General features: G+C 75.0%; 19 protein-coding genes, 1 rRNA gene, 1 pseudogene and 1 riboswitch. Of the genes and pseudogenes, 2 read left to right on the top strand and 19 right to left on the bottom strand.

Annotation, left to right across the window (positions count from 1 at the left end):
• The 9 genes from ACI78S_RS21530 to ACI78S_RS21490 all read right to left on the bottom strand — a co-directional run.
• Window positions 1-85: ribosomal RNA gene (locus ACI78S_RS21530) — 16S ribosomal RNA — on the bottom strand; the annotation flags it as partial.
• A 664-nt stretch (window positions 86-749) separates the two neighbouring features.
• A complete protein-coding gene (dapB, locus tag ACI78S_RS21525) occupies window positions 750-1,496 on the bottom strand; it encodes a 4-hydroxy-tetrahydrodipicolinate reductase (protein ID WP_456977013.1) in 747 nt (248 codons plus the stop codon).
• A 107-nt stretch (window positions 1,497-1,603) separates the two neighbouring features.
• Window positions 1,604-1,966 carry a VanZ family protein gene (locus ACI78S_RS21520; protein WP_456977012.1) on the bottom strand — a complete coding sequence of 121 codons (363 nt, stop codon included), beginning with the start codon at window positions 1,964-1,966 and terminating at the stop codon, window positions 1,604-1,606.
• An 11-nt stretch (window positions 1,967-1,977) separates the two neighbouring features.
• On the bottom strand, window positions 1,978-3,324 hold the full coding sequence (locus ACI78S_RS21515) for a M16 family metallopeptidase (protein WP_456977011.1): 1,347 nt from the start codon (window positions 3,322-3,324) through the stop codon (window positions 1,978-1,980).
• Window positions 3,325-3,350: 26 nt separating this feature from the next.
• Window positions 3,351-5,636, bottom strand: a complete 2,286-nt coding sequence (locus ACI78S_RS21510; RefSeq protein WP_456977010.1) for a polyribonucleotide nucleotidyltransferase — start codon at window positions 5,634-5,636, stop codon at window positions 3,351-3,353.
• Window positions 5,637-5,901: 265 nt separating this feature from the next.
• A complete protein-coding gene (gene rpsO, locus ACI78S_RS21505; protein WP_456977009.1) occupies window positions 5,902-6,171 on the bottom strand; it encodes a 30S ribosomal protein S15 in 270 nt (89 codons plus the stop codon).
• A 164-nt stretch (window positions 6,172-6,335) separates the two neighbouring features.
• Window positions 6,336-7,313, bottom strand: coding sequence for a bifunctional riboflavin kinase/FAD synthetase (locus ACI78S_RS21500; protein ID WP_456977008.1), 978 nt, complete (start codon window positions 7,311-7,313; stop codon window positions 6,336-6,338).
• A 2-nt stretch (window positions 7,314-7,315) separates the two neighbouring features.
• Window positions 7,316-8,455 (bottom strand): branched-chain amino acid aminotransferase, encoded by a 1,140-nt coding sequence (locus tag ACI78S_RS21495; protein WP_456977007.1) that lies wholly within the window; start codon window positions 8,453-8,455, stop codon window positions 7,316-7,318.
• A 66-nt stretch (window positions 8,456-8,521) separates the two neighbouring features.
• Complete coding sequence (locus ACI78S_RS21490) at window positions 8,522-8,851, bottom strand: antibiotic biosynthesis monooxygenase family protein (protein ID WP_456977006.1); 330 nt, start codon at window positions 8,849-8,851, stop codon at window positions 8,522-8,524.
• A 51-nt stretch (window positions 8,852-8,902) separates the two neighbouring features.
• Here ACI78S_RS21490 and larB point away from each other — a divergent pair, with 51 nt between their 5' ends.
• The gene (gene larB / locus ACI78S_RS21485) at window positions 8,903-9,589 is read left to right on the top strand and encodes a nickel pincer cofactor biosynthesis protein LarB (protein ID WP_456977005.1); all 687 of its coding nucleotides are present in this window, start codon (window positions 8,903-8,905) and stop codon (window positions 9,587-9,589) included.
• Window positions 9,590-9,903: 314 nt separating this feature from the next.
• Window positions 9,904-10,051: riboswitch (cyclic di-AMP (ydaO/yuaA leader) on the top strand.
• A gap of 5 nt (window positions 10,052-10,056) precedes the next feature.
• Window positions 10,057-11,169, top strand: coding sequence for a transglycosylase family protein (locus tag ACI78S_RS21480; RefSeq protein ID WP_456977004.1), 1,113 nt, complete (start codon window positions 10,057-10,059; stop codon window positions 11,167-11,169).
• Between the two features lie 59 nt (window positions 11,170-11,228).
• On the opposite strand, the gene larE is transcribed toward ACI78S_RS21480, so the two are convergent.
• The 10 genes and pseudogenes from larE to ACI78S_RS21430 all read right to left on the bottom strand — a co-directional run bounded on the left by larE (window position 11,229) and on the right by ACI78S_RS21430 (window position 19,948).
• Window positions 11,229-12,065, bottom strand: coding sequence for an ATP-dependent sacrificial sulfur transferase LarE (gene larE / locus ACI78S_RS21475; RefSeq protein ID WP_456977003.1), 837 nt, complete (start codon window positions 12,063-12,065; stop codon window positions 11,229-11,231).
• Window positions 12,066-12,075: 10 nt separating this feature from the next.
• Window positions 12,076-12,996, bottom strand: a complete 921-nt coding sequence (gene truB / locus ACI78S_RS21470) for a tRNA pseudouridine(55) synthase TruB (RefSeq protein WP_456977002.1) — start codon at window positions 12,994-12,996, stop codon at window positions 12,076-12,078.
• On the bottom strand, window positions 12,993-14,339 hold the full coding sequence (locus tag ACI78S_RS21465; RefSeq protein ID WP_456977001.1) for an MATE family efflux transporter: 1,347 nt from the start codon (window positions 14,337-14,339) through the stop codon (window positions 12,993-12,995). The genes truB and ACI78S_RS21465 overlap by 4 nt, the downstream gene beginning before the upstream one ends.
• Window position 14,340: 1 nt before the next feature.
• Window positions 14,341-15,369: a DHH family phosphoesterase gene (locus tag ACI78S_RS21460; protein ID WP_456977000.1), complete on the bottom strand. Its 1,029-nt coding sequence runs from the start codon at window positions 15,367-15,369 to the stop codon at window positions 14,341-14,343.
• Between the two features lie 3 nt (window positions 15,370-15,372).
• On the bottom strand, window positions 15,373-15,615 hold the full coding sequence (locus ACI78S_RS21455; protein ID WP_456976999.1) for a hypothetical protein: 243 nt from the start codon (window positions 15,613-15,615) through the stop codon (window positions 15,373-15,375).
• Window positions 15,612-16,100, bottom strand: a complete 489-nt coding sequence (gene rbfA / locus ACI78S_RS21450; protein WP_456976998.1) for a 30S ribosome-binding factor RbfA — start codon at window positions 16,098-16,100, stop codon at window positions 15,612-15,614. The genes ACI78S_RS21455 and rbfA overlap by 4 nt, the downstream gene beginning before the upstream one ends.
• An 80-nt stretch (window positions 16,101-16,180) precedes the next feature.
• On the bottom strand, window positions 16,181-16,474 hold the full coding sequence (locus ACI78S_RS21445; protein ID WP_456976997.1) for a DUF503 domain-containing protein: 294 nt from the start codon (window positions 16,472-16,474) through the stop codon (window positions 16,181-16,183).
• 88 nt (window positions 16,475-16,562) lie between these two features.
• The gene (gene infB / locus ACI78S_RS21440; RefSeq protein ID WP_456977016.1) at window positions 16,563-18,395 is read right to left on the bottom strand and encodes a translation initiation factor IF-2; all 1,833 of its coding nucleotides are present in this window, start codon (window positions 18,393-18,395) and stop codon (window positions 16,563-16,565) included.
• A 981-nt stretch (window positions 18,396-19,376) separates the two neighbouring features.
• Window positions 19,377-19,517, bottom strand: a pseudogene (locus ACI78S_RS21435) (translation initiation factor IF-2 N-terminal domain-containing protein); the annotation flags it as partial.
• Window positions 19,518-19,603: 86 nt separating this feature from the next.
• Window positions 19,604-19,948, bottom strand: coding sequence for a YlxR family protein (locus ACI78S_RS21430; protein WP_456977015.1), 345 nt, complete (start codon window positions 19,946-19,948; stop codon window positions 19,604-19,606).
• Window positions 19,949-19,950: the final 2 nt, after the last annotated feature.

The raw sequence follows: 19,950 nt of genomic DNA, 5'->3' as shown, positions 1-19,950 counted from the left end.
CACCGAAGCGGGTTCACCGTTCGACTTGCATGTGTTAAGCACGCCGCCAGCGTTCGTCCTGAGCCAGGATCAAACTCTCCGTAGATGTTCAATCACCGGCTGAGAACCGCGACCTGACAGATCGCGACATCCATCAACCAAAGGAATCCCCACCCGAACCCAACCGGGCCCGAGCATCCGGGGGTTGTTACTTGGCACTGACTTTCGGCACGCTGTTGAGTTCTCAAGGAGCGGACGCGCAACGAACCCGCCCTTCCGGGCTTCGTCGTCGGCGGCTCTCGATGTTACGCCGTGCTGCGCATCGGTCTCACCCCGGGGGGTTCGTCCGGCTGGCCTCCCGGCCCGCGCGGCGCAGAGAGAACTGTACACCATCCGCCGGGCCCGTGCAGGGCCCCGGTGGGGACGGTCCCCTCGACCGGCTCGGCCGCCTCGCGGAGGCCTGCCGGCCGCCCGCCCGGTGGTGGTCACCGCCGTGCGGGCACGTGGTCGAACACCGCGGCAGCGAGGTCTGTTCCCCCGTGCCGGGCGCCGGCCCGCGCCGCGGTCCGGGCGCTGGGCCAGGGTGCGGCACGGGTGTCGGGACGCGACGACGGTGCGCGCTCCTCCCAGCCCGGCCGCGCTCGGCATCACAGCGGTCCGACGGCTGGGTGGGCGACTCACGTCGCCGTCCCGACCGGCGGGTGCAACGGGCCGGGCGGTGTCGGGCTTCCCGGCTGGGCGGTGGTGCCCGTCACACCGGGCAGCCCGGGTCAGGCCAGCCCGAGGAAGCTCTCGATCCCCACCGTGAGGCCGGGGTGCCGGCCGATCTCGCGCACGGCCAGCAGCACGCCGGGCATGAAGGACGCCCGGTCGTAGGAGTCGTGCCGCAGCGTGAGGGTCTCCCCCGGCGCGCCCATGAGCACCTCCTGGTGCGCCACCAGGCCGGAGAGCCGCACGGCGTGCACCGGGATGCCGTCGACGTCGGCGCCCCGCGCGCCCGGGAGGGAGTCCTCGGTCGCGTCGGGCGCCGCGGGCAGACCGGCGGTCCGGCGCGCGGCGGCCACCAGCCGAGCGGTGCGGACGGCGGTCCCCGACGGGGCGTCCACCTTGTGCGGGTGGTGCAGCTCCACCACCTCGACCGAGGGGAAGAAGCGGGCCGCCTCCTGGGCGAAGCGCATGAGCAGCACCGCGCCGATGCCGAAGTTGGGCGCGATGATCACGCCGAGGTCCGGCTTGGGCTCCAGCCACTCGGCGACGGTGGCGAGCTTCTGCTCGTCGAACCCCGTCGTCCCGACCACGCAGTGGATGTCGTTGTCGATGCAGAACCGGATGTTGTCCATGACGACGTCGGGGCGGGTGAAGTCGACCACCACCTGGGCGCCGGCGTCGGCGACGTTGAACAGCCAGTCACCGGCGTCCACCATCGCGACCAGCTCGAGGTCGTCGGCGGCGTTGACCGCCCTGACCACCTCGGTGCCCATCCGGCCGCGCGCCCCGAGGACCCCGACGGTCGTCACGGGCGACTCCTCGGTCGACGAGGGGGTCCCCTGCTGGCCGGTGTCGGAAGTGCTGGTGGTCACCGCGTCAGATTTCCCAAGCGGCGGCTCCGGCGCAACACCGCTGGTCAGCGCGTCGCCCGGCGTCGCCCGAGGGCCGCCCACACGAGCAGGCCCAGGAGGACCCCGGCGACGTCGGCCACCCAGTCGGCCAGCGACACGGAGCGGCCCAGGAACGGCAGGCCCTGCAGCAGCTCGCTGACCGCCGCGTAGAGGACCAGCAGGCCGGCCAGCGGCGCGCGCGGCAGCCCGGCCCAGCGCCCGCTGACCGCCAGGACGGCGAACAGGAGCAGGTGCACGAGCTTGTCCACGCCGGGCGGGGCCGCCGGCACGTCACCCGCCGGCGCGAAGAGCACCGCGAGCGAGACGAGCACCGCCACGGCGAACACCACGCGGGAGAGCGCCCCGTGCTCCTCCAGAGCCCTGGTCACGACGGGTCCCGCTACAGGCGGTCCAGGTCGGACTCGCGGTAGGGCCCGACGACGGCGAGGCAGGTGTCCCGGGTGAAGAGGTCGGCGGCGACCGCGCGCACCTGCTCCTCGTCGACGGCGTCGAGCCGGGCGAGCACCTCCCGCACGGGCAGGTACTCCCCGTAGGACAGCTCGCTCTTGCCGAGCCGGCTCATCCGCGAGCCGGTGTCCTCCAGCCCCAGCACCAGGCCGCCCTTGAGCTGGCCGCGCCCGCGGGCGACCTCCTCGCCCGTCAGGCCGTCGGCGGCCACCCGCGCCAGCTCCTGGCGGACCAGGCGCAGCACCTCGGGCACCCGCTTGGGCGAGCAGCCGGCGTACACCGAGAAGGTGCCGGTGCCGGCGTAGTGGGTGAGCGACGAGCCGACGCTGTACACCAGCCCGCGCTTCTCGCGGATCTCCTGGAACAGCCGCGAGCTCATGCCGCCGCCGACGGCCGCCTCGAGCACGGAGGCGGCGTAGCGCCGCTCGTCGAGCCGGCCCAGGCCGAGGCTGCCGTACAGCAGGTGCGTCTGCTCGGTCCGCCGCCGGATCAGCCCGGTCGGGTGCGCCGGCCGGGACACGGCGACGTCCTCGCCGCTCCGCAGCGGGGCCGGCCGCGCCTCACCGCCGAGCCGGTCGGCGAACGCGGCCGTCACCAGGTCGAGCACCTGCTGGTGCTCGACCCGCCCGGCCGCGGTCACGACGATCGACGGCATCGTGTACCGCTGCCGGTACCACCCGTCGACGTCGTCCCGGCTCAGGTGCTCGATCGACTCGACCGAGCCCAGCACGGAGCGTCCCAGCGGCGTCGCGCCGAAGAGCGTCTCGGCGAACAGGTCGTGCACCGCGTCGGAGGGCTCGTCGTCGCGCATGGCGATCTCCTCGAGCACAACCGTGCGCTCCGACTCGAGGTCCGCGGCGGTGTTGCACGCCTCCGTGACCAGGTCCGAGAGGAGGGTGACGGCGAGGGGCAGGTCGCTGGCGAGCACGTTCGCGTAGTAGCAGGTGTGCTCCTTGGCGGTGAACGCGTTCATCTCACCGCCGACGGCGTCCATCGCCGTCGCGATCTCCAACGCGCTGCGGCTCGCCGTCCCCTTGAACAGCAGGTGCTCGAGGAAGTGCGACGAGCCGGCCAGCGCCGGCGACTCGTCGCGCGACCCGACGCCGACCCAGATGCCGAGGGTCGCCGACAGCACGCCCGGCATCGTCTCGGTCAGGACGCGCAGGCCTCCCGGGAGCTCGGTGCGCTCCACCCGGCCGCCGACCTCGTCGAGGTCGAGCAGCTCGGTCTTCCCGACGAGCGACGGGGCGGGTGCCAGACCCGGAGATCCAGCACCCACCCCGTCGCCCAGAACCTCAGCCGTGGTCACTCACCCGCGGGCGCGACGGCCTCGGCCGGCGCGGCCGGCGTACCGGACGCGTCGCCGTCGTTCGAGCCGTCGGCGGCCACCGGGACGAGGCTGATCTTGCCGCGGGCGTCGATGTCGGTGATCTCCACCTGCAGCTTGTCGCCGACGTTGACGACGTCCTCGACCTTGGCGATGCGCTTGCCGCCACCGAGCTTGCTGATGTGCACCAGGCCGTCCTTGCCCGGCAGCAGCGAGACGAAGGCGCCGAACGGCGTGGTCTTCACGACCGTGCCGAGGAAGCGCTCGCCGACCTTGGGCATCTGCGGGTTGGCGATGGCGTTGATCCGGTCCACCGCGGCCTGCGCCGACGGGCCGTCGGAGGCGCCGACGTAGATCGTGCCGTCGTCCTCGATGGTGATGTCGGCGCCGGTCTCGTCCTGGATCGCGTTGATCATCTGGCCCTTGGGGCCGATGACCGCGCCGATCTTGTCGACCGGGATGCGCACCGTGGTCACGCGCGGGGCGTACGGGCTCATCTCGTCGGGGCCGTCGATGGCCTCGTTCATGACGTCGAGGATGTGCAGCCGGGCGGCGCGGGCCTGGGTCAGCGCCTGGGCCAGGACGTCGGACGGGATGCCGTCGAGCTTGGTGTCCAGCTGCAGCGCGGTGACGAACTCCCGCGTGCCGGCGACCTTGAAGTCCATGTCACCGAAGGCGTCCTCGGCGCCGAGGATGTCGGTCAGCGCGACGTACTCGGTCTTGCCGTCCACCTCGTCGGACACCAGGCCCATCGCGATGCCGGCGACCGGGGCCTTGAGCGGCACGCCGGCGTTGAGCAGGGCCAGGGTCGAGGCGCAGACCGAGCCCATGGACGTCGAGCCGTTGGAGCCCAGCGCCTCGGAGACCTGCCGGATCGCGTAGGGGAACTCCTCTCGGTCGGGCAGGACCGGCAGCAGCGCCCGCTCGGCCAGCGCGCCGTGACCGATCTCGCGGCGCTTCGGCGAGCCGACGCGGCCGGTCTCGCCGGTGGAGTACGGCGGGAAGTTGTAGTTGTGCATGTAGCGCTTGCGCGTCTCGGGGGAGAGCGTGTCGAGCTGCTGCTCCATGCGCAGCATGTTCAGCGTGGTGACGCCCAGGATCTGGGTCTCGCCGCGCTCGAACAGCGCCGAGCCGTGCACCCGCGGCACGACCTCGACCTCGGCCGACAGCGGCCGGATGTCGGTGACGCCGCGGCCGTCGATGCGCACCTTGTCGCGCAGGATGCGCTGGCGGACGACCTTCTTCGTGACGGCGCGGAAGGCGGCGGAGAGCTCCTTCTCGCGCCCGGCGAACTGCTCGGCGAGGGAGGTGAGCACCTCGTCCTTGAGCGCGTCGGTGGCGTCGTTGCGCTCCTGCTTGCCGGCGATCGCCTGCACCTCGGTCAGCCGCTCGGCGGCGGCGGCCTCGACGGCGGCGTAGACGTCGTCCTGGTAGTCGAGGAAGCGCGGGAAGTCGGCGACCGGCTTGGCGGCCTTCTCGGCGAGCGCGCTCTGCGCCTCGCAGAGGACCCGGATGAACGGCTTCGCCGCCTCGAGGCCCTGGGCGACGACCTCCTCGGTCGGCGCGGTGGCGCCACCGGCGACCAGCTCGATCGTCTTCTCGGTGGCCTCGGCCTCGACCATCATGATCGCGACGTCGCCGTCGGGGAGGAGCCGGCCGGCCACGACCATGTCGAAGACGGCCTCCTCGAGCTCCTTGTGGGTCGGGAAGGCCACCCACTGGCCGCGGATCAGCGCGACGCGGGTGCCGCCGACCGGGCCGGAGAACGGCAGGCCGGAGAGCTGGGTGGAGGCCGACGCGCCGTTGATGGCCATGACGTCGTAGAGGTGGTCGGGGTCCAGCGACAGGACGGTGATGACGACCTGGACCTCGTTGCGCAGGCCCTTGGCGAAGGTGGGCCGCAGCGGGCGGTCGATCAGGCGGCAGGTGAGGATCGCGTCCTCCGACGGCCGGCCCTCGCGCCGGAAGAACGAGCCGGGGATGCGCCCGGCCGCGTACATCCGCTCCTCGACGTCGACGGTGAGCGGGAAGAAGTCGAACTGGTCCTTCGGCGTGCGGCCGGCGGTGGTGGCCGACAGCAGCATGCTGTCGCCCATCTGCACGACGACCGACCCGGCGGCCTGCTTGGCGAGGCGGCCGGTCTCGAAGGTGATGCTGCGGCTGCCGAAGCTGCCGTTGTCGATGACCGCGGTGGCGGTGGTGACCCCGTCCTCGGGGTCGAACTCAGCGGTGATCCCGCTGCTCTGGGTGGTGGGTGCGGACACGTGTCCTTCTCTCGTCGTCGCACACGGCCCTCGTGGCCGTCGTGCGCTCTCCTCTTCGTGGCGACCCGGCGCCGACGGCGAACCGGTGCGACCGGTCTTCGATCGAAGCGCCCGGGTCCGGGTGTTCCCGCTCGGGGACCACCCATGCCCGGGAGCCACTACCGAGGACCGGACCGTCAGCGGGCGACGGCGGGGTCGGCGGGGCCCGTGCGGCGGGTGCCGCACGAGAGAGGGGACCGCCCGGGGGGCGGTCCCCTCGACGTGCTTACCGGCGCAGGCCGAGCCGCTCGATCAGCGAGCGGTAGCGGTTGATGTCGGTCTTCGCCAGGTAGTTCAGCAGCCGCCGGCGGCGGCCGACCAGCAGGAGCAGGCCCCGCCGGCTGTGGTGGTCGTGCTTGTGCTGCTTGAGGTGCTCGGTGAGGTCGCTGATCCGGCGGGTCAGCATGGCCACCTGGACCTCGGGCGAGCCGGTGTCGTTCTCGACCGTCGCGTACTGGGTCATGATCTGCTTCTTGACAGCGCTGTCGAGCGCCATGGACGGCCTCCCTGGCCAGGTCGCGTGTGGCCCCCGGTCTGGGTCACGGGGGCAGCCTGCACACACGTCGGGTTCACCGACGTCCCTCCCACGCTACCAGCGAGCCGATCAGCGCCTGCCCACGAGCTCCCGACCGGCGCCTCCCGGCGCGCCGGCGCGGCCGCTCAGGAGGGCGGGGGGACGTCGAGCAGCGCCCGGGTGCGGGCGACGTCGTCGTCCATCGCGGCCACCAGCGACCCGACGTCCGGGAACCGGGCCATGCCGCGCAGCCGGGACACGAACTCGACGCCCACGTGCTCGCCGTAGAGGTCCCCGTCGTAGTCGAGGACGAACGCCTCGACGGTGCGCCGGCTGCCCTGGAACGTCGGGTTGGTGCCCACCGAGATCGCCGCGGGGTAGCGCTCCTTGCTGGCCCCGCTGCGGGGGTCGCGCAGCACCAGGTGACCGGCGTAGACGCCGTCGGCCGGGATGGCGGTGTACGCCGGCGTCTCGACGTTGGCGGTCGGGTACCCCAGCGCCCGGCCCCGCCGGTCGCCGCGGACGACGACGCCGTCGACCCGGTGCGGCCGGCCCAGCGCGCGGGCCGCCGGCTCCATGTCGCCGGCGGCGACGCAGGCGCGGATGTAGGTGGAGGAGATGGTGACGTCGTCCTCGCCGCCGTCCTCGCCGACGGCGGCGAGCGCGACCCCCTCGACCGTGAAGCCGAACCGCCGCCCCTCCTGGGCGAGGGTCCCGACGTTGCCGGCGGCCTTGTGCCCGTAGGTGAAGTTCTGGCCGACCACGACCTGCGCCGCGTGCAGGTGCTCGACGAGCACGGTGTGCGTGAAGGTCTCCGGCGACAGGCGCATGAAGTCCTGGGTGAACGGCAGGACGCACATGGCGTCGACACCGAGCTCGGCCACCAGCTCGGCCTTGCGGTCCATCGAGGTGAGGATCGCCGGGTGCGAGCCGGGCCGGATCACCTCCGCCGGGTGGGGGTCGAAGGTGAGCAGCAGGCACGGGCGGCGCAGCGCGCGGGCGCGCGCCACCGCCTCCCCGATCAGCTTCTGGTGGCCCCGGTGGACCCCGTCGTACATGCCGATGGTGACGACGGTGCGGCCCAGGTCGCCCGGGGTGGCGTCCAGCCCCCGCCAGCGCTGCACGCTCAGGCGACCCGGTGCAGCCAGCCGTGGGTGTCGGGCACCCGGCCGTGCTGGATGTCGAGCAGCGCCTGCCGCAGCCCCGTGGAGATCGGACCGGGCGAGCCGTCGCCGATGACGAAGTCGCCGGTGCGGGCGCGCACCTCGCCGACCGGGGTGATGACGGCGGCGGTGCCGCAGGCGAAGGTCTCGGTGACCGTGCCGTCGGCGACCCCCTTGCGCCACTCCTCCACGCTGAACCGCCGCTCGGTGACCCGGTGGCCCCTCTCGCGGGCCAGGGTGATCAGCGAGTCGCGGGTGATGCCGGGCAGCAGGGTGCCGGTGAGCTCGGGGGTGACCAGCTCGGCGTCGGCGCCGGAGCCGAGGACGAAGAACAGGTTCATCCCGCCCATCTCCTCGACGTAGCGCTTCTCCACCGCGTCGAGCCAGACCACCTGGTCGCAGCCGGCCGCGATGGCCTGCTCCTGCGCCAGCAGGCTGGCGGCGTAGTTGCCGGCGCACTTCACGTCGCCGGTGCCGCCGGGCGCCGCGCGGATGTAGTCCTCGGAGAGGTAGACCGACACCGGCTGCACGCCGCGGGCGAAGTAGGGGCCGGCCGGGCTGGCGATGACCAGGAACAGGTACTCGTTGGCGGGCCGCACGCCGAGGAACGGCTCGGTGGCCAGCTGGTAGGGCCGGATGTAGAGGGTCTGGTCGGGTCCGGTGGGCACCCAGTCGCGGTCGGCGTCCACGAGGGCGTCGACGGCGGCGATGAACGCCGACTCGGGCACCGGCGGCATGGCCAGCCGCTTGGCGCCGCGGACGAACCGGGCCGCGTTCGACTCGGGCCGGAAGGTGGCCACGCTGCCGTCGGGCTGGGCGTAGGCCTTCAGCCCCTCGAAGATCGACTGCGCGTAGTGCAGGGCCGCGGTGCTCGGGTCCATCTGCAGCGGGGCGTAGGCGGTCAGCCGGGCGTCGTACCAGCCCTGGCCGGTGCGGTAGCGCGCGACGAACATCGAGTCGGTGAAGTGCTTGCCGAACCCGGGGTCGGCCAGCACCGCGGTGCGCTCGGCGGCGGGACGGCGCCGCACGTCCTCCACGACGATCGGCACGCCCTCGCCGAAGATCCGGTCGGTGGTGCGGCTGTCGGCGAGCGTGTCGGTCATGGCTCCTACCTGCACGTGCGGGGGCGAGGCGGGCGCGCGGCCCGCCTCGTCACAGTAGCCCGCTGCTCAGGCCGTGCCCGACTTCGGACCCGTGCTCTCGACGACCTCGTAGCTCCACAGGTGGTGGGAGTCGCTGGCCGCGGGCGCGAGGTCGCTGCCCCCGCCCTGGTGAGCGCGGGCGAAGTCCTGGCCGCTCTCCCAGGCCCGGTAGGCCTCCTCGCTGCTCCACCGCGTGTAGACGAGGTACTGGTCGGTGCCCTCCTGGGGGCGCAGCAGCTCGAACCACTCGAAGCCCTCGGTCTCCTCGACCGCCCCCGCCCGGCCGCGGAAGCGCTCCTCGAAGCGCTCCTGCTTGTCCTTGGGCACGGTGATCGCGTTGATCTTCACGATGCTCATGGCCGCTCCCCTTCCCGGCGCGGCAGGTGATCAATCCCGCATGCTCTACGCGTGGACGCGCAGCGCACGGCACACCTGGGGTTCGCCCGCCTCGACGTCGACCGGGCCGGGCGGACCGGGACCCCCGAGGTGGTCTACGCCGCCGGCAAGACCCCGGAGCAGACGGTGGCGTGCCTCGCCGGCCTGCTCGACGCCGGCGCCCCGCTGGCGTGGGCCACGCGGGTCGACGCGACCACGGCCGCGGCCGTGCTGGCGCGCTGGCCCGACGCCGTGGTCGACGAGGAGGCCCGCTGCGTCTTCGTCGGCGAGCTGCCGGAACCGTCCGGGGACGTCCTGGTGCTCACCGCCGGGACCTCCGACGGCCCGGTCGCGGCCGAGGTCACGGCGACGCTGGCCGCCTGCGGCGTGCGGGCCCGGCGGGTCGACGACGTCGGCGTGGCCGGCGTGCACCGGGTCCTCGCGGTGGCCCCGGACGTCGCCGCGGCCGACGTCGTGGTCGTCGTCGCCGGCATGGACGGCGCCCTGCCCAGCGTCGTGGCCGGGCTGACCGACCGGCTGGTCGTGGCGGTGCCCACCTCGGTGGGCTACGGCGCGGCGTTCGAGGGGCTGGCCGCGCTGCTGACCATGCTCACCGCCTGCGCGCCGGGGGTGCTGGTCGTGAACATCGACAACGGCTTCGGCGCGGGGGTGGCCGCCGCGCGGATCGCCCGCTCGGCCGCCGGCGGCCGGCCGGCGTGACCGCCGCGCCCGGCGGGCACCGGGCGGGGGCGCGGACACGGCCCGTGCCGTGCACCGGCCTCGCGTGGCTGACCGCGGGCCGCCGACCTGCGGGTTCGCCGTCGGCCGGGGGTGCAGCGGGGCGTGCGGGCGGTGTCGCGGGGGCGCTGGGCCGGGGCGCGACGCGCGTCACGCCACCCCGCCACGACCAGCACTGAAACCCGCCTGTGACCGGCGTCACGGCGACAATCCACATAACCACTCGTAGCGTTTTGTGTGCGCTCAGCAAACAGGAGCGTGGCTCGCCGGTCCGCCAAACCCTGCCCACCGGCCGCCATCCGGATCAGCTTTCAGGGCAGGGGTGGGGGACCCACGTTTTTGCGGCGCGCGGGGGGCGCGCCTGGGGGTGAAGCCGCGTCGCGCGGCCGGGCACCGATCGCCCGAACCCGACAGCTCACCTCGCCGGCGGTGATCGGAGACCCAATCCCATGGCAAAGCATCGCGCGCCCCGCTATGTCCGCACCAAGAAGGCTCTCGCCAAGGCCCCGGTGGCCGCGGGTGCCACCGTCGTCGGGCTGGGCGTCTTCAGCTCGCCCGCGCAGGCGTCCACCACCCACGACTGGACCGGCGTCGCCCAGTGCGAGTCCGGCGGCGACTGGAGCATCAACACCGGCAACGGCTACTACGGCGGGCTGCAGTTCAGCCAGTCGACCTGGGAGGCGTTCGGCGGGACCGGTTACGCCGCCCGCGCCGACCTGGCCACCCCGGCCCAGCAGATCGACATCGCCGAGAAGGTCCTCGCCGGGCAGGGCATCGGCGCCTGGCCGACGTGCGGCAAGAACCTGACCGAGGGCACCACCCCGGCCGCGGCCGAGGCGCCCGCCCCCGCTCCGGAGGCGGCCCCGGCGCCCGCCGCCGAGGCGGCTCCCGCCGAGCAGGCCGACGACCAGGGCCAGCAGGCCGCCCCCGCGGGCGACTACACCGTCGTCCGCGGCGACACGGTCGCGAAGATCGCCGCCGCCCACCAGCAGCAGTGGCGCGACCTGTACCAGCGCAACGTCGACGTCATCGGCGGCAACCCGAACCTGATCTTCCCGGGTCAGGTGCTGTCGGTCGACATCACCGCGCAGACCGCGCCCGCCAGCACGGGCACGGTCGGCGACTCGGCGCCGGCCGCTGCCGCCCCGGCGCCCGCCCCGGCCGCGGCCGCGGCTCCGGCCCCCGCGCCGGCCGCCGTGACCGCGACGATCACCAACACCGCCGGCGCCATCAAGTCGCAGGTGCAGGCCGCGGCCGACAACGTGGTCAGCAACGTCCCGGGCGCCGCCGGCATCACCCTCGGCGGCACCCGCGGCAGCGCGGTCGACCCGAACGGCCACCCGTCGGGTCTGGCGCTGGACTACATGGTCATGTCCGACGCCGCGCTGGGCGACGCCATCGCCCAGTACCACATCGACCACTGGGCCGAGCTGGGCGTCGAGTACATCATCTGGCAGCAGCGGATCATCACGTCGCCGGACGGCGCGTGGAAGGCGATGGAGGACCGGGGCAGCGCCACGGCCAACCACTTCGACCACGTGCACGTGAACTACGCCGGCTGACCGACCGGCGCCGCGCGAACGGCCCCCACCCCCACGCGGGGTGGGGGCCGTTCGCGCGTTCAGCGGTGGCGGACGGGATCGGGCAGCAGCTCGTTCATCGAGCCGGACCGGAAGCCACGCGGGTCGAGCTCGACCCGGTCGAACCCGCCGACGGCGGCCAGCAGCCCGGGGCGCGCCCGCACCTCGGGGACCAGCGCGGCGTCGACCTCCACCCGGGCGACGTCGTCGCCCATGTCCCGCACGCGCAGGTCGCGCACCGGCAGGCCGGCCGCGGTGAGCGCGGCGCGCAGCGCGGCCTCGGCCGCCTCGACGCGGGCCAGCCCCCCGGCGGTGACCGGGACGCCGTAGGCGATCCGGCTGGCCAGGCAGGCCGCGGCCGGCTTGTCGGCGAGGGCCAGCCCCCAGCGGCGGGCGGCGGCCCGGACGTCGTCCTTGGTGAGCCCGGCCCGGGCCAGCGGCGCCCAGGCCCCGCGGTCGGCGGCGGCCCGGATGCCCGGGCGGAAGCCGGCCACGACGTCGTCGGCGTTGGTGCCGGTGACGACGTCGGCGATGCCGAGCCGGGCGGCCAGCGGCCGGAGCACGTCGACCAGCTCGGTCTTGCAGAACGCGCAGCGGTCGCCGGCGTTGGCCACGTAGCCGGGCCGCGACAGCTCGTCGGTGCGCGGCAGCTCGTGCCGGACGCCGAGCCCGGTGGCGAACGCCGCCGCGCCGGCCCGCTCGGCGGCCGGCAGGCTCGGCGACACGGCGGTCGCGGCGACCACGCGGCCGGCGCCGAGCGCGCGGACGGCGGCGGCCAGCAGCACCCCGGAGTCCACGCCGCCGGAGAAGGCGACCAGCACCCCGGGCAGGGGCGCCAGCTGCTCGTGCAGCGCGGCCAGCCGTTCGTCGAGGGTCACGCCCGCGAGGTTAGCCAGCCGGCGGGAAGCCGACCGCGACGCGGGCCGTGCGGCCGGCGTCCTCGACCAGCGCCACCAGCCGGCCGCCGGGGTCGATCGCGGCGTGCAGGCCGGGCGCCCCGGTGGCCGGGATGCGCCGGCCGAAGACGAGGGCCCGCGCCTCCTCCCCCGACACCGCGCGCGGGGGGAAGACGGTGGTGGCCGCCTCGGTCAGCGGGAGGAAGCCCGCTCCCCCACCGGCCACCAGCGCCGCCGCGGCGTCCTCCACCGGCGCCGCCCGACCGACCGTGTACGGCCCCGAGGCGGTCCGGCGCAGCGCCGTGAGGTGGCCGCCCACGCCGAGCGCCGCCCCGGCGTCGCGGGCGATGGCCCGGATGTAGGTGCCGGCGGTGCACGAGACGGTCACGTCGACGTCGACGAGGTCGGCGGTGGGCCGGGCGATCCGGTGGACGACGAGGGCGTGCACGGTGACCGCCCGCGGGGCCAGCTCCACCGCCTCCCCCGCGCGCACCCGGTCGTAGGAGCGCCGGCCGGCGACCTTGACCGCGCTCACCGACGAGGGCACCTGCTGCAGCGGGCCGGTCTGCGCCGCGAGCGCCGTGCGCACGTCGTCGTCGGCCAGCCCGGCCGTCGACGCCGGCGTCAGCACCTCCCCCTCGCGGTCGTCGGTGACCGTCGCCTGGCCGAGCCGGATCGTGGCGTCGTAGGTCTTGTCGTGCCCGCCCACGTACCCGAGCAGCCGGGTGGCGGCGCCGACGCCGAGGACCAGCAGGCCGGTGGCCATCGGGTCGAGCGTGCCGGCGTGGCCGACCTTGCGCACCGACAGCGCCCGGCGGGCCCGGGCGACGACGTCGTGCGAGGTCATGCCGCCGGGCTTGTCGACCAGCAGCAGACCGGGCGGGACGTCGGCGTCGGGTCGGCGGGGGCTCACGCCCCCACCCCAGCAGACAGCCACCGGCGGCCGGCCACCCGGGCCAGGACGGCGACCAGCCGCAGCGCGATGAACAGGTCCAAGCCCGTCCACACCCCCGCCAGGCCCCAGCCCAGCGGGTGCGACAGCAGCGACAGCGGCAGGAACCCGACCAGCGCGGCGCCGATGGTGGTGGTGCGCAGGTAGCCGACGTCGCCGGCGCCCATGAGCACGCCGTCGAGGGCGAACACCACCCCGGCCAGCGGCTGCATGAGCGCGAGGAACCACCAGACCAGCGCGGCCCGGTCGAGGACGGCGGGGTCGCCGCTGAACAACGGCGGCAGGACGTCGCGCAGCGCGAGCAGCGCGGCGGCCACCAGCACGCCGGTGCCCAGGCCCCAGAGGGTGACCCGCCGCGCGGTGGCCCGCGCCTCGTCGGGCCGCTGCGCCCCGAGGGCGGACCCGACCAGCGTCTGCGCCGCGATGGCGTAGGCGTCGAGGACCAGCGCGAGGAAGAAGAACAGCTGCAGCGCGATCTGGTGGGCCCCCAGCGCCGCGGCGCCCTCGCGGGCGATCACCCCCGCCGCGACGAGGAACGACAGCTGCAGGACCGCCGCGCGCAGCAGCAGGTCGCGGCCGATGGCGAGCTGGGCGCGGATGCCCGCGGGGCGGGGGCGCAGCGGCAGGCCCTCGCGCCGCAGCGCGCGCAGGAACAGCGCCGCCGAGACCGCCTGGCCGGCCACGTTGGCCAGCGCGGACCCGGGCAGGCCGAGGCCGGCCGGGTGCACCAGCAGCGGGCAGAGCACCAGGCTGACCAGGCTGCCGGCCAGCACGTAGCGCACCGGCCGGTGCAGCTGCTGCACCCCGCGCAGCCAGCCGTTGCCGGCCAGCGACAGGAGCAGCAGCGGGGCGCCGAACGAGGCGATCCGCAGCCACGTCTCCCCCGCCTCGGCCACCGGGCCGGCGCTGCCGGCGAGCAGCCGCGCGAGCGGCCCGGCGAGCAGCTGGAACAGCAGCAGCACACCGGCGCCGAGGGCGAGCGCCAGCCAGGACGCCTGCACCCCCTCGGCGACGGCGCCGGCGCGGTCACCGGCGCCGGCCCGGCGGGCGGCGCGCGCCGTGGTCCCGTAGGCGAGGAAGTTCAGCAGCGCGGTGGCCCAGGCCAGCAGCCCGCCGCCGACGGCGAGGCCACCGAGGGCGACGGTGCCGAGGTGGCCGACGACGGCCGTGTCGACCAGCAGGTACAGCGGTTCGGCGGCGAGGACGACGAGCGCGGGGGCGGCGAGGGCCAGGACGCCCCGCCGGGAGGTGCCGCGGCGCGGGGGCCGGAGGTCCTCCGAGGCGGGACCCGGGTGCGGCTCCACGTCAGGCGGGGACGTCCCCCGGCCGCGGGTGCTGCCCGGAGGACAGCAGGGGGCGCAGCGCCGCCAGCGTCTCCTCGCGGTCGAGCCACGAGGTGTAGCCGGCGGCGGCCCGGTGGCCCCCGCCGCCGAGCGCCATCGCGACACGGGACACGTCGGTCGCCCCGCGGGAGCGCAGGGAGACCGACCACGAGCCGTCGTCCTGGCCCTTGAGCACGCAGGCGACGTCGGCCTCCTCGGTGGACCGGACGACGTCGACCAGAGCCTCGAGCTGCTCACCGGGCAGGCCGTGCTCGGCCGCCTCGGCGGTGCTCGACCAGGTCCAGACCAGGCCGGCGCCGACCGCGGGCTCGAGCACGGCCCGCCCGGCCACCGCGGACAGCAGCTTCAGCCAGCCGAAGGGGGCGGTGTCGAACAGCCGGCGGCTGATCGCCGCGTGGTCGATGCCCGTGGCCAGCAGCCGGGCCGCCAGCTCGTGGGTCTCCGGGCGGGTGCTGCCGAAGCGGAAGGAGCCGGTGTCGGCGGCCAGCCCGGCGTACAGGCAGGTGGCGATCGTGCGGTCGACGAGCACGCCCAGCTCGTCGAGGACGCCGGCGACCAGGGTCACCGTCGCGGGGGCCGCGGGGTCGACCAGCGCCACGTCCCCGAACCCGGGGTTGCTGGCGTGGTGGTCGACGACCAGGGACGTGCCGGCGGACCCGAGCAGGACGGCCAGCTCACCGAGCCGCCCGGGCGAGGCCGCGTCGAGGCTGACGAAGACGTCCGGCGACGAGGGCAGCTCGCCGGGGGGCACCAGCGCGTCGGCGCCGGGCAGCCAGCCCAGCGAGGCCGGCAGCACGAAGGGGTCCGGGAACGTGGGCAGCACGCGGGCGCCACGCCGGCGCAGCCCCTCGGCGAGGGCGAGCGTGCTGCCGAGGGCGTCGGCGTCGGGCTGCACGTGACCCGACAGGACGACGGTGGCGCGCGCGGCGGCGGCCTCGTCGAGGACGGAGGCGACGCTCGGCTGCGCCACCTCGCGAAGGGGCAGGCTCATCGCTCAGGCGTCCGGTCCCGGGTCGGCGACCGGCGGGGCGTTCTTCTCGTCCTCGACGCGTCCGCCGCCGGGCGCGTAGCTGCCGCCGTCGGCGGGCTCGTCGGCGGCGATGCTGGGGGCCTCGCCGATCTGACCGCGCTTGCCGCCCTCGGTGGGGTCGCCGGCGCCGGGCTCCTCCCGGCCGCCCAGGGTCGCGCGGCCCTGCTCCTCGGCCGGCAGGTGCGGATCCGGATCGACTTCACTCACGAACGGCTCCCGGAGTCGGCGGTCTCGTCAGCACTCTCATCGGCAGTCTCGTCGTCGTCCCGGGCCTCCGCCGGACGGCGGTAGGGGTCCGGCTCGCCGGCGTAGCTGGCGCCCTCGCGGGCCCGGGCCAGCTCGGCGTCGGCGTGCTTGACCCGCTCGATGGCGGCGTCGAGCTCGCGGGCGGTGTCGGGGACGGCGTCGGCGACGAAGGTCAGCGTCGGGACGAACTTCACCCCGGTCTGCCGGCCCACGGTGGAGCGCAGCACACCGGTGGCGCTGGCGAGCGCCTTGGCCGAGTCGGCCACCTGGGTGTCGTCGCCGAAGACGGTGTAGTAGACCGTCGCCTCGCGCAGGTCGTTGGTGACGCGCGCGTCGGTGACGGTGACCATGCCCAGCCGGGGGTCCTTGATCTGCGTCTCGATCGCGGCCGAGACGATCTGCCGGATGCGGACGGCCAGTTTGCGGGCGCGGGCCGGATCGGCCATCGGACCCTCCAGGGGGGACGGGGGCGCGGCACGCAGCGCCCGAGCGGACAGGGAGCGAGGGGAACTGCTCGACCGGTGGCTCAGTCGGTGTCGCTGAACAGCTGTCGGTGCGTCGACAGCAGCGTCACCTCCGGCCGATCGGCCAGCAACCGCTCGCAGGAGTCGAGGACGTCGGTCACCTGACCGGCGTCCCCGGCCACCGTGGCGACGCCGATCTGCACGCGGCGGTGCAGGTCCTGGTCACCGACCTCGGCGGCGGAGACGGCGAAGCGGCGCCGCAGCTCGGCCACGATCGGCCGGACCACGGCGCGCTTGCCCTTGAGCGAGTGGACGTCGCCCAGCAGCAGGTCGGCGGAGAGGCTCCCGGTGAACACCGGGTCACCCTCCGCCGACCCGCCGCGTGGCCCCCGTGCAGGGCCCCGCCACGAGCGTGCGAGTGGTGGGGGGCACGGGGGTCCTTCCTCAGTCGCGCGGCTTCTCGCGGACCTCGAAGGTCTCGATGACGTCCTCGACCTTGATGTCGTTGAACGACCCCAGGCCGATACCGCACTCGTAGCCCTCGCGGACCTCGGTGACGTCCTCCTTGAAACGGCGCAGCGACTCGACGGTGAGGTTGTCGGCGATGACCACGCCGTCGCGGATGACGCGGGCCTTCGAGTTCCGGTTGATCGTGCCGGACCGGACAATCGAACCGGCGACGTTGCCGATGCGCGGCACGCGGAAGACCTCGCGGATCTCCGCGGTGCCGAGCTCGACCTCCTCGAACTCCGGCTTGAGCATGCCCTTGAGGGCCGCCTCGATCTCCTCGATCGCCTGGTAGAGGACCGAGTAGTACCGGACGTCGACGCCCTCGCGGTTGGCCAGCTCGGTGGCCTGCCCCTCGGCCCGGACGTTGAAGCCGATGACGATGACGTCGTCGGCCAGCGCCAGGTCGATGTCGCTCTTGCTGATCGCGCCCACGCCGCGGTGGATGACCCGCAGCGAGACGTCGTCGCCCACCTCGATCTTCATCAGCGCGTCCTCGAGCGCCTCGACGGTGCCCGAGTTGTCGCCCTTGATGATCAGGTTGAGCTGACGGTTCTCCTTCAGCGCCGCGTCGAGGTCCTCCAGGCTGATCCGCTTGCGCATCTGCGCGTTCTGCGCGTTGCGGATGCGGGCCTGGCGCCGGTCGGCGATCTGCCGGGCGACGCGGTCCTCCTCGACCACGAGGAAGGTGTCACCGGCACGCGGCACCGAGGTCAGACCCACGACCTGCACCGGACGCGCCGGCAGGGCCTCCTTGAGCCGGGTGCCGTGCTCGTCGAGCAGCGACCGGACGCGACCGAACGCGTCGCCGGCGACCAGGGAGTCGCCGACCCGCAGCGTGCCGCGCTGGACCAGGACGGTGGCCACGGGGCCGCGGCCGCGGTCGAGCTTGGCGTCGATGACGACGCCCTGCGCGTCCATCTCGGTGTTGGCCCGCAGGTCGAGCGCCGCGTCGGCGGTGAGCAGGATCGCCGCGAGCAGGTCGTCGAGGCCCTGGCGGGTGACCGCCGAGACGTCGACGAACATGGTGTCGCCGCCGTACTCCTCGGCCACCAGGCCGTACTCGGTGAGCTGCTGGCGGATCTTGGCGGGGTTGGCCCCCTCCTTGTCCACCTTGTTCACCGCGACCACGATCGGCACCTCGGCCGCCTGGGCGTGGTTGAGCGCCTCGATCGTCTGCGGCATCACGCCGTCGTCGGCCGCGACCACCAGGACGACGATGTCGGTCACCTTCGCGCCACGGGCACGCATCGCGGTGAACGACTCGTGACCCGGGGTGTCGATGAAGGTGATCGCCCGCTCCTGGTCGTCCAGCTCGGTGGCGACCTGGTACGCGCCGATGTGCTGGGTGATGCCGCCGGCCTCCCGGGCCACCACGTTGGTGTTCCGGATGGCGTCGAGCAGCTTCGTCTTGCCGTGGTCGACGTGACCCATGACGGTCACCACCGGCGGACGGACCTCCCAGTCCTCCTCGTCACCCTCGTCGCCGAAGGTGAGGTCGAAGGTCTCGAGGAGCTCGCGGTCCTCGTCCTCCGGCGAGACGACCTGGATGTCCCAGCCGATCTCGGCACCGAGCAGCTGCAGCGTGTCCTCGTTCACCGACTGCGTGGCGGTGACCATCTCGCCCAGGTGGAACAGGGCGGTCACCAGCGCGGCCGGCTGGGCGCCGATCTTCTCGGCCAGGTCGGTCAGCGAGGCGCCGCGCGGCAGCCGGACCGTCTGGCCGTTGCCACGGGGCAGGGAGACCCCGCCCATGGTCGGCGCGGCCATCTGGTCGAACTCTTGACGCCGCTGCTTCTTGCTCTTGCGCCCGCGGACCGGACCGCGGCCACCCGGACGCCCGAAGGCGCCCGCGGTACCCGCACCCGAGCCACCGCGACCGCGGCCGCGGCCACCGCCGCCGCCACCGGGACGGAAGCCACCACCGGCACCGGCAGGCGCACCGCCGCCGCCGCCGCCACCGCCACCGGGACGGAAACCGCCGCCGCCACCGGGGCCACCCGGACGGCCGCGACCTGCGCCACCGGGGCCGCCGGGGCGTCCGGCACCGGCCGGACGGGGCGGCATCATGCCCGGCGAGGGCCGGGGCGGCATCATGCCCGGGTTCGGCCGCGGACCGCCGGGACCGGCCGCCGGGCGCGGACCGCCGGCACCCGGGCCCGGACGCGGGCCGCCGGGACGGGGACCGCCGGCCGCCGGACCCGGACGCGGCCCACCGGCCGCCGGACCCGGACGCGGCCCACCGGCCGCCGGACCCGGACGCGGCCCACCGGCCGCCGGACCGGGACGCGGCCCACCGGCCGCCGGACCCGGACGCGGGGTGCTGCTGAAGGGGTTGTTGCCCGGCCGCGGAGCCGGACGGGGACCCGGACGCGGGCCGGCGGCGCCGGGCCGCGGGGCACCGGGCGCCGCACCGCCGGCCGGAGCCGGACGCGGAGCCGGCGCACCGGGGCGCGGAGCGCCCGGAGCGCCCGCAGCGCCCGCAGCGGCCGGGGCCGGACGGGCCGGCGACGGAGCCGGGGCGGACGGCGCGGCGGCCGCCGGCGCCTGGGGCGCGGCGGGCCGGGGCGCCGGACGCGGGCCGGGGGTCGGGGCTGCGGGACGCGCCGCCGGAGCCGACGGGGCGGGAGCCGCGGCCGCGGGACGCGGGGCGGCGGGCGCAGCCGGGGCGGACGGGCGGGCGGGCGCCGGAGCGGGCGCACCGCCGCCGTTGCCGGAGCCGTTGGCCCCACCGGCGACGAATGCCTCCCGCAGCCGCCGGGCCACGGGGGCCTCGACGGTCGAGGAGGCGGACTTCACGAACTCGCCCTGCTCCTTGAGCTTGGCGAGCACCGTCTTGCTGTCGACACCGAACTCCTTGGCGAGTTCGTGTACGCGGGCTTTGCCTGGCACGGATCTCCTGTTCGAAGGCCGGCGGCTGGACCCGCTCGACCTGTTCGTTAGTGGCGCATGGTCATCGTGGGGACTTCACGGCTGGCTCATCCGACGACGTCCTGCTCTCGACGTGCGGACCGGCCGGTTGCCGGTCCGACTGTGGTGGTGCGGTCCGTCCCGCCGTCGTGCGCCCGCCCGGCCCCGTCCGCGCGCGCCTCCGGGGAGGCGCCGAGGACGTGGACCCGCAGCGGACCGGCCTCGGGCGGGCCGCTGCAGCGCAGCGCCCGGACGAAGGCCCGGCGTCGCTCCGCTGCGTGCAGGCACTCCGGTGTGGGGTGCAGCGAGGCACCCCGGCCGGGGAGCCGCCGCCGCGGATCGGGGACGAGGGCCCCGTTCCTGGCGACGACACGCAGCAGATCGGTGACCGGAGCGCGCTTCCGGCACCCCACGC

This window comes from Geodermatophilus sp. SYSU D00815 (assembly GCF_054050035.1).
Note: the sequence above shows the minus strand (reverse complement) of the source record. Positions and strands in the feature narration are given on the sequence as shown.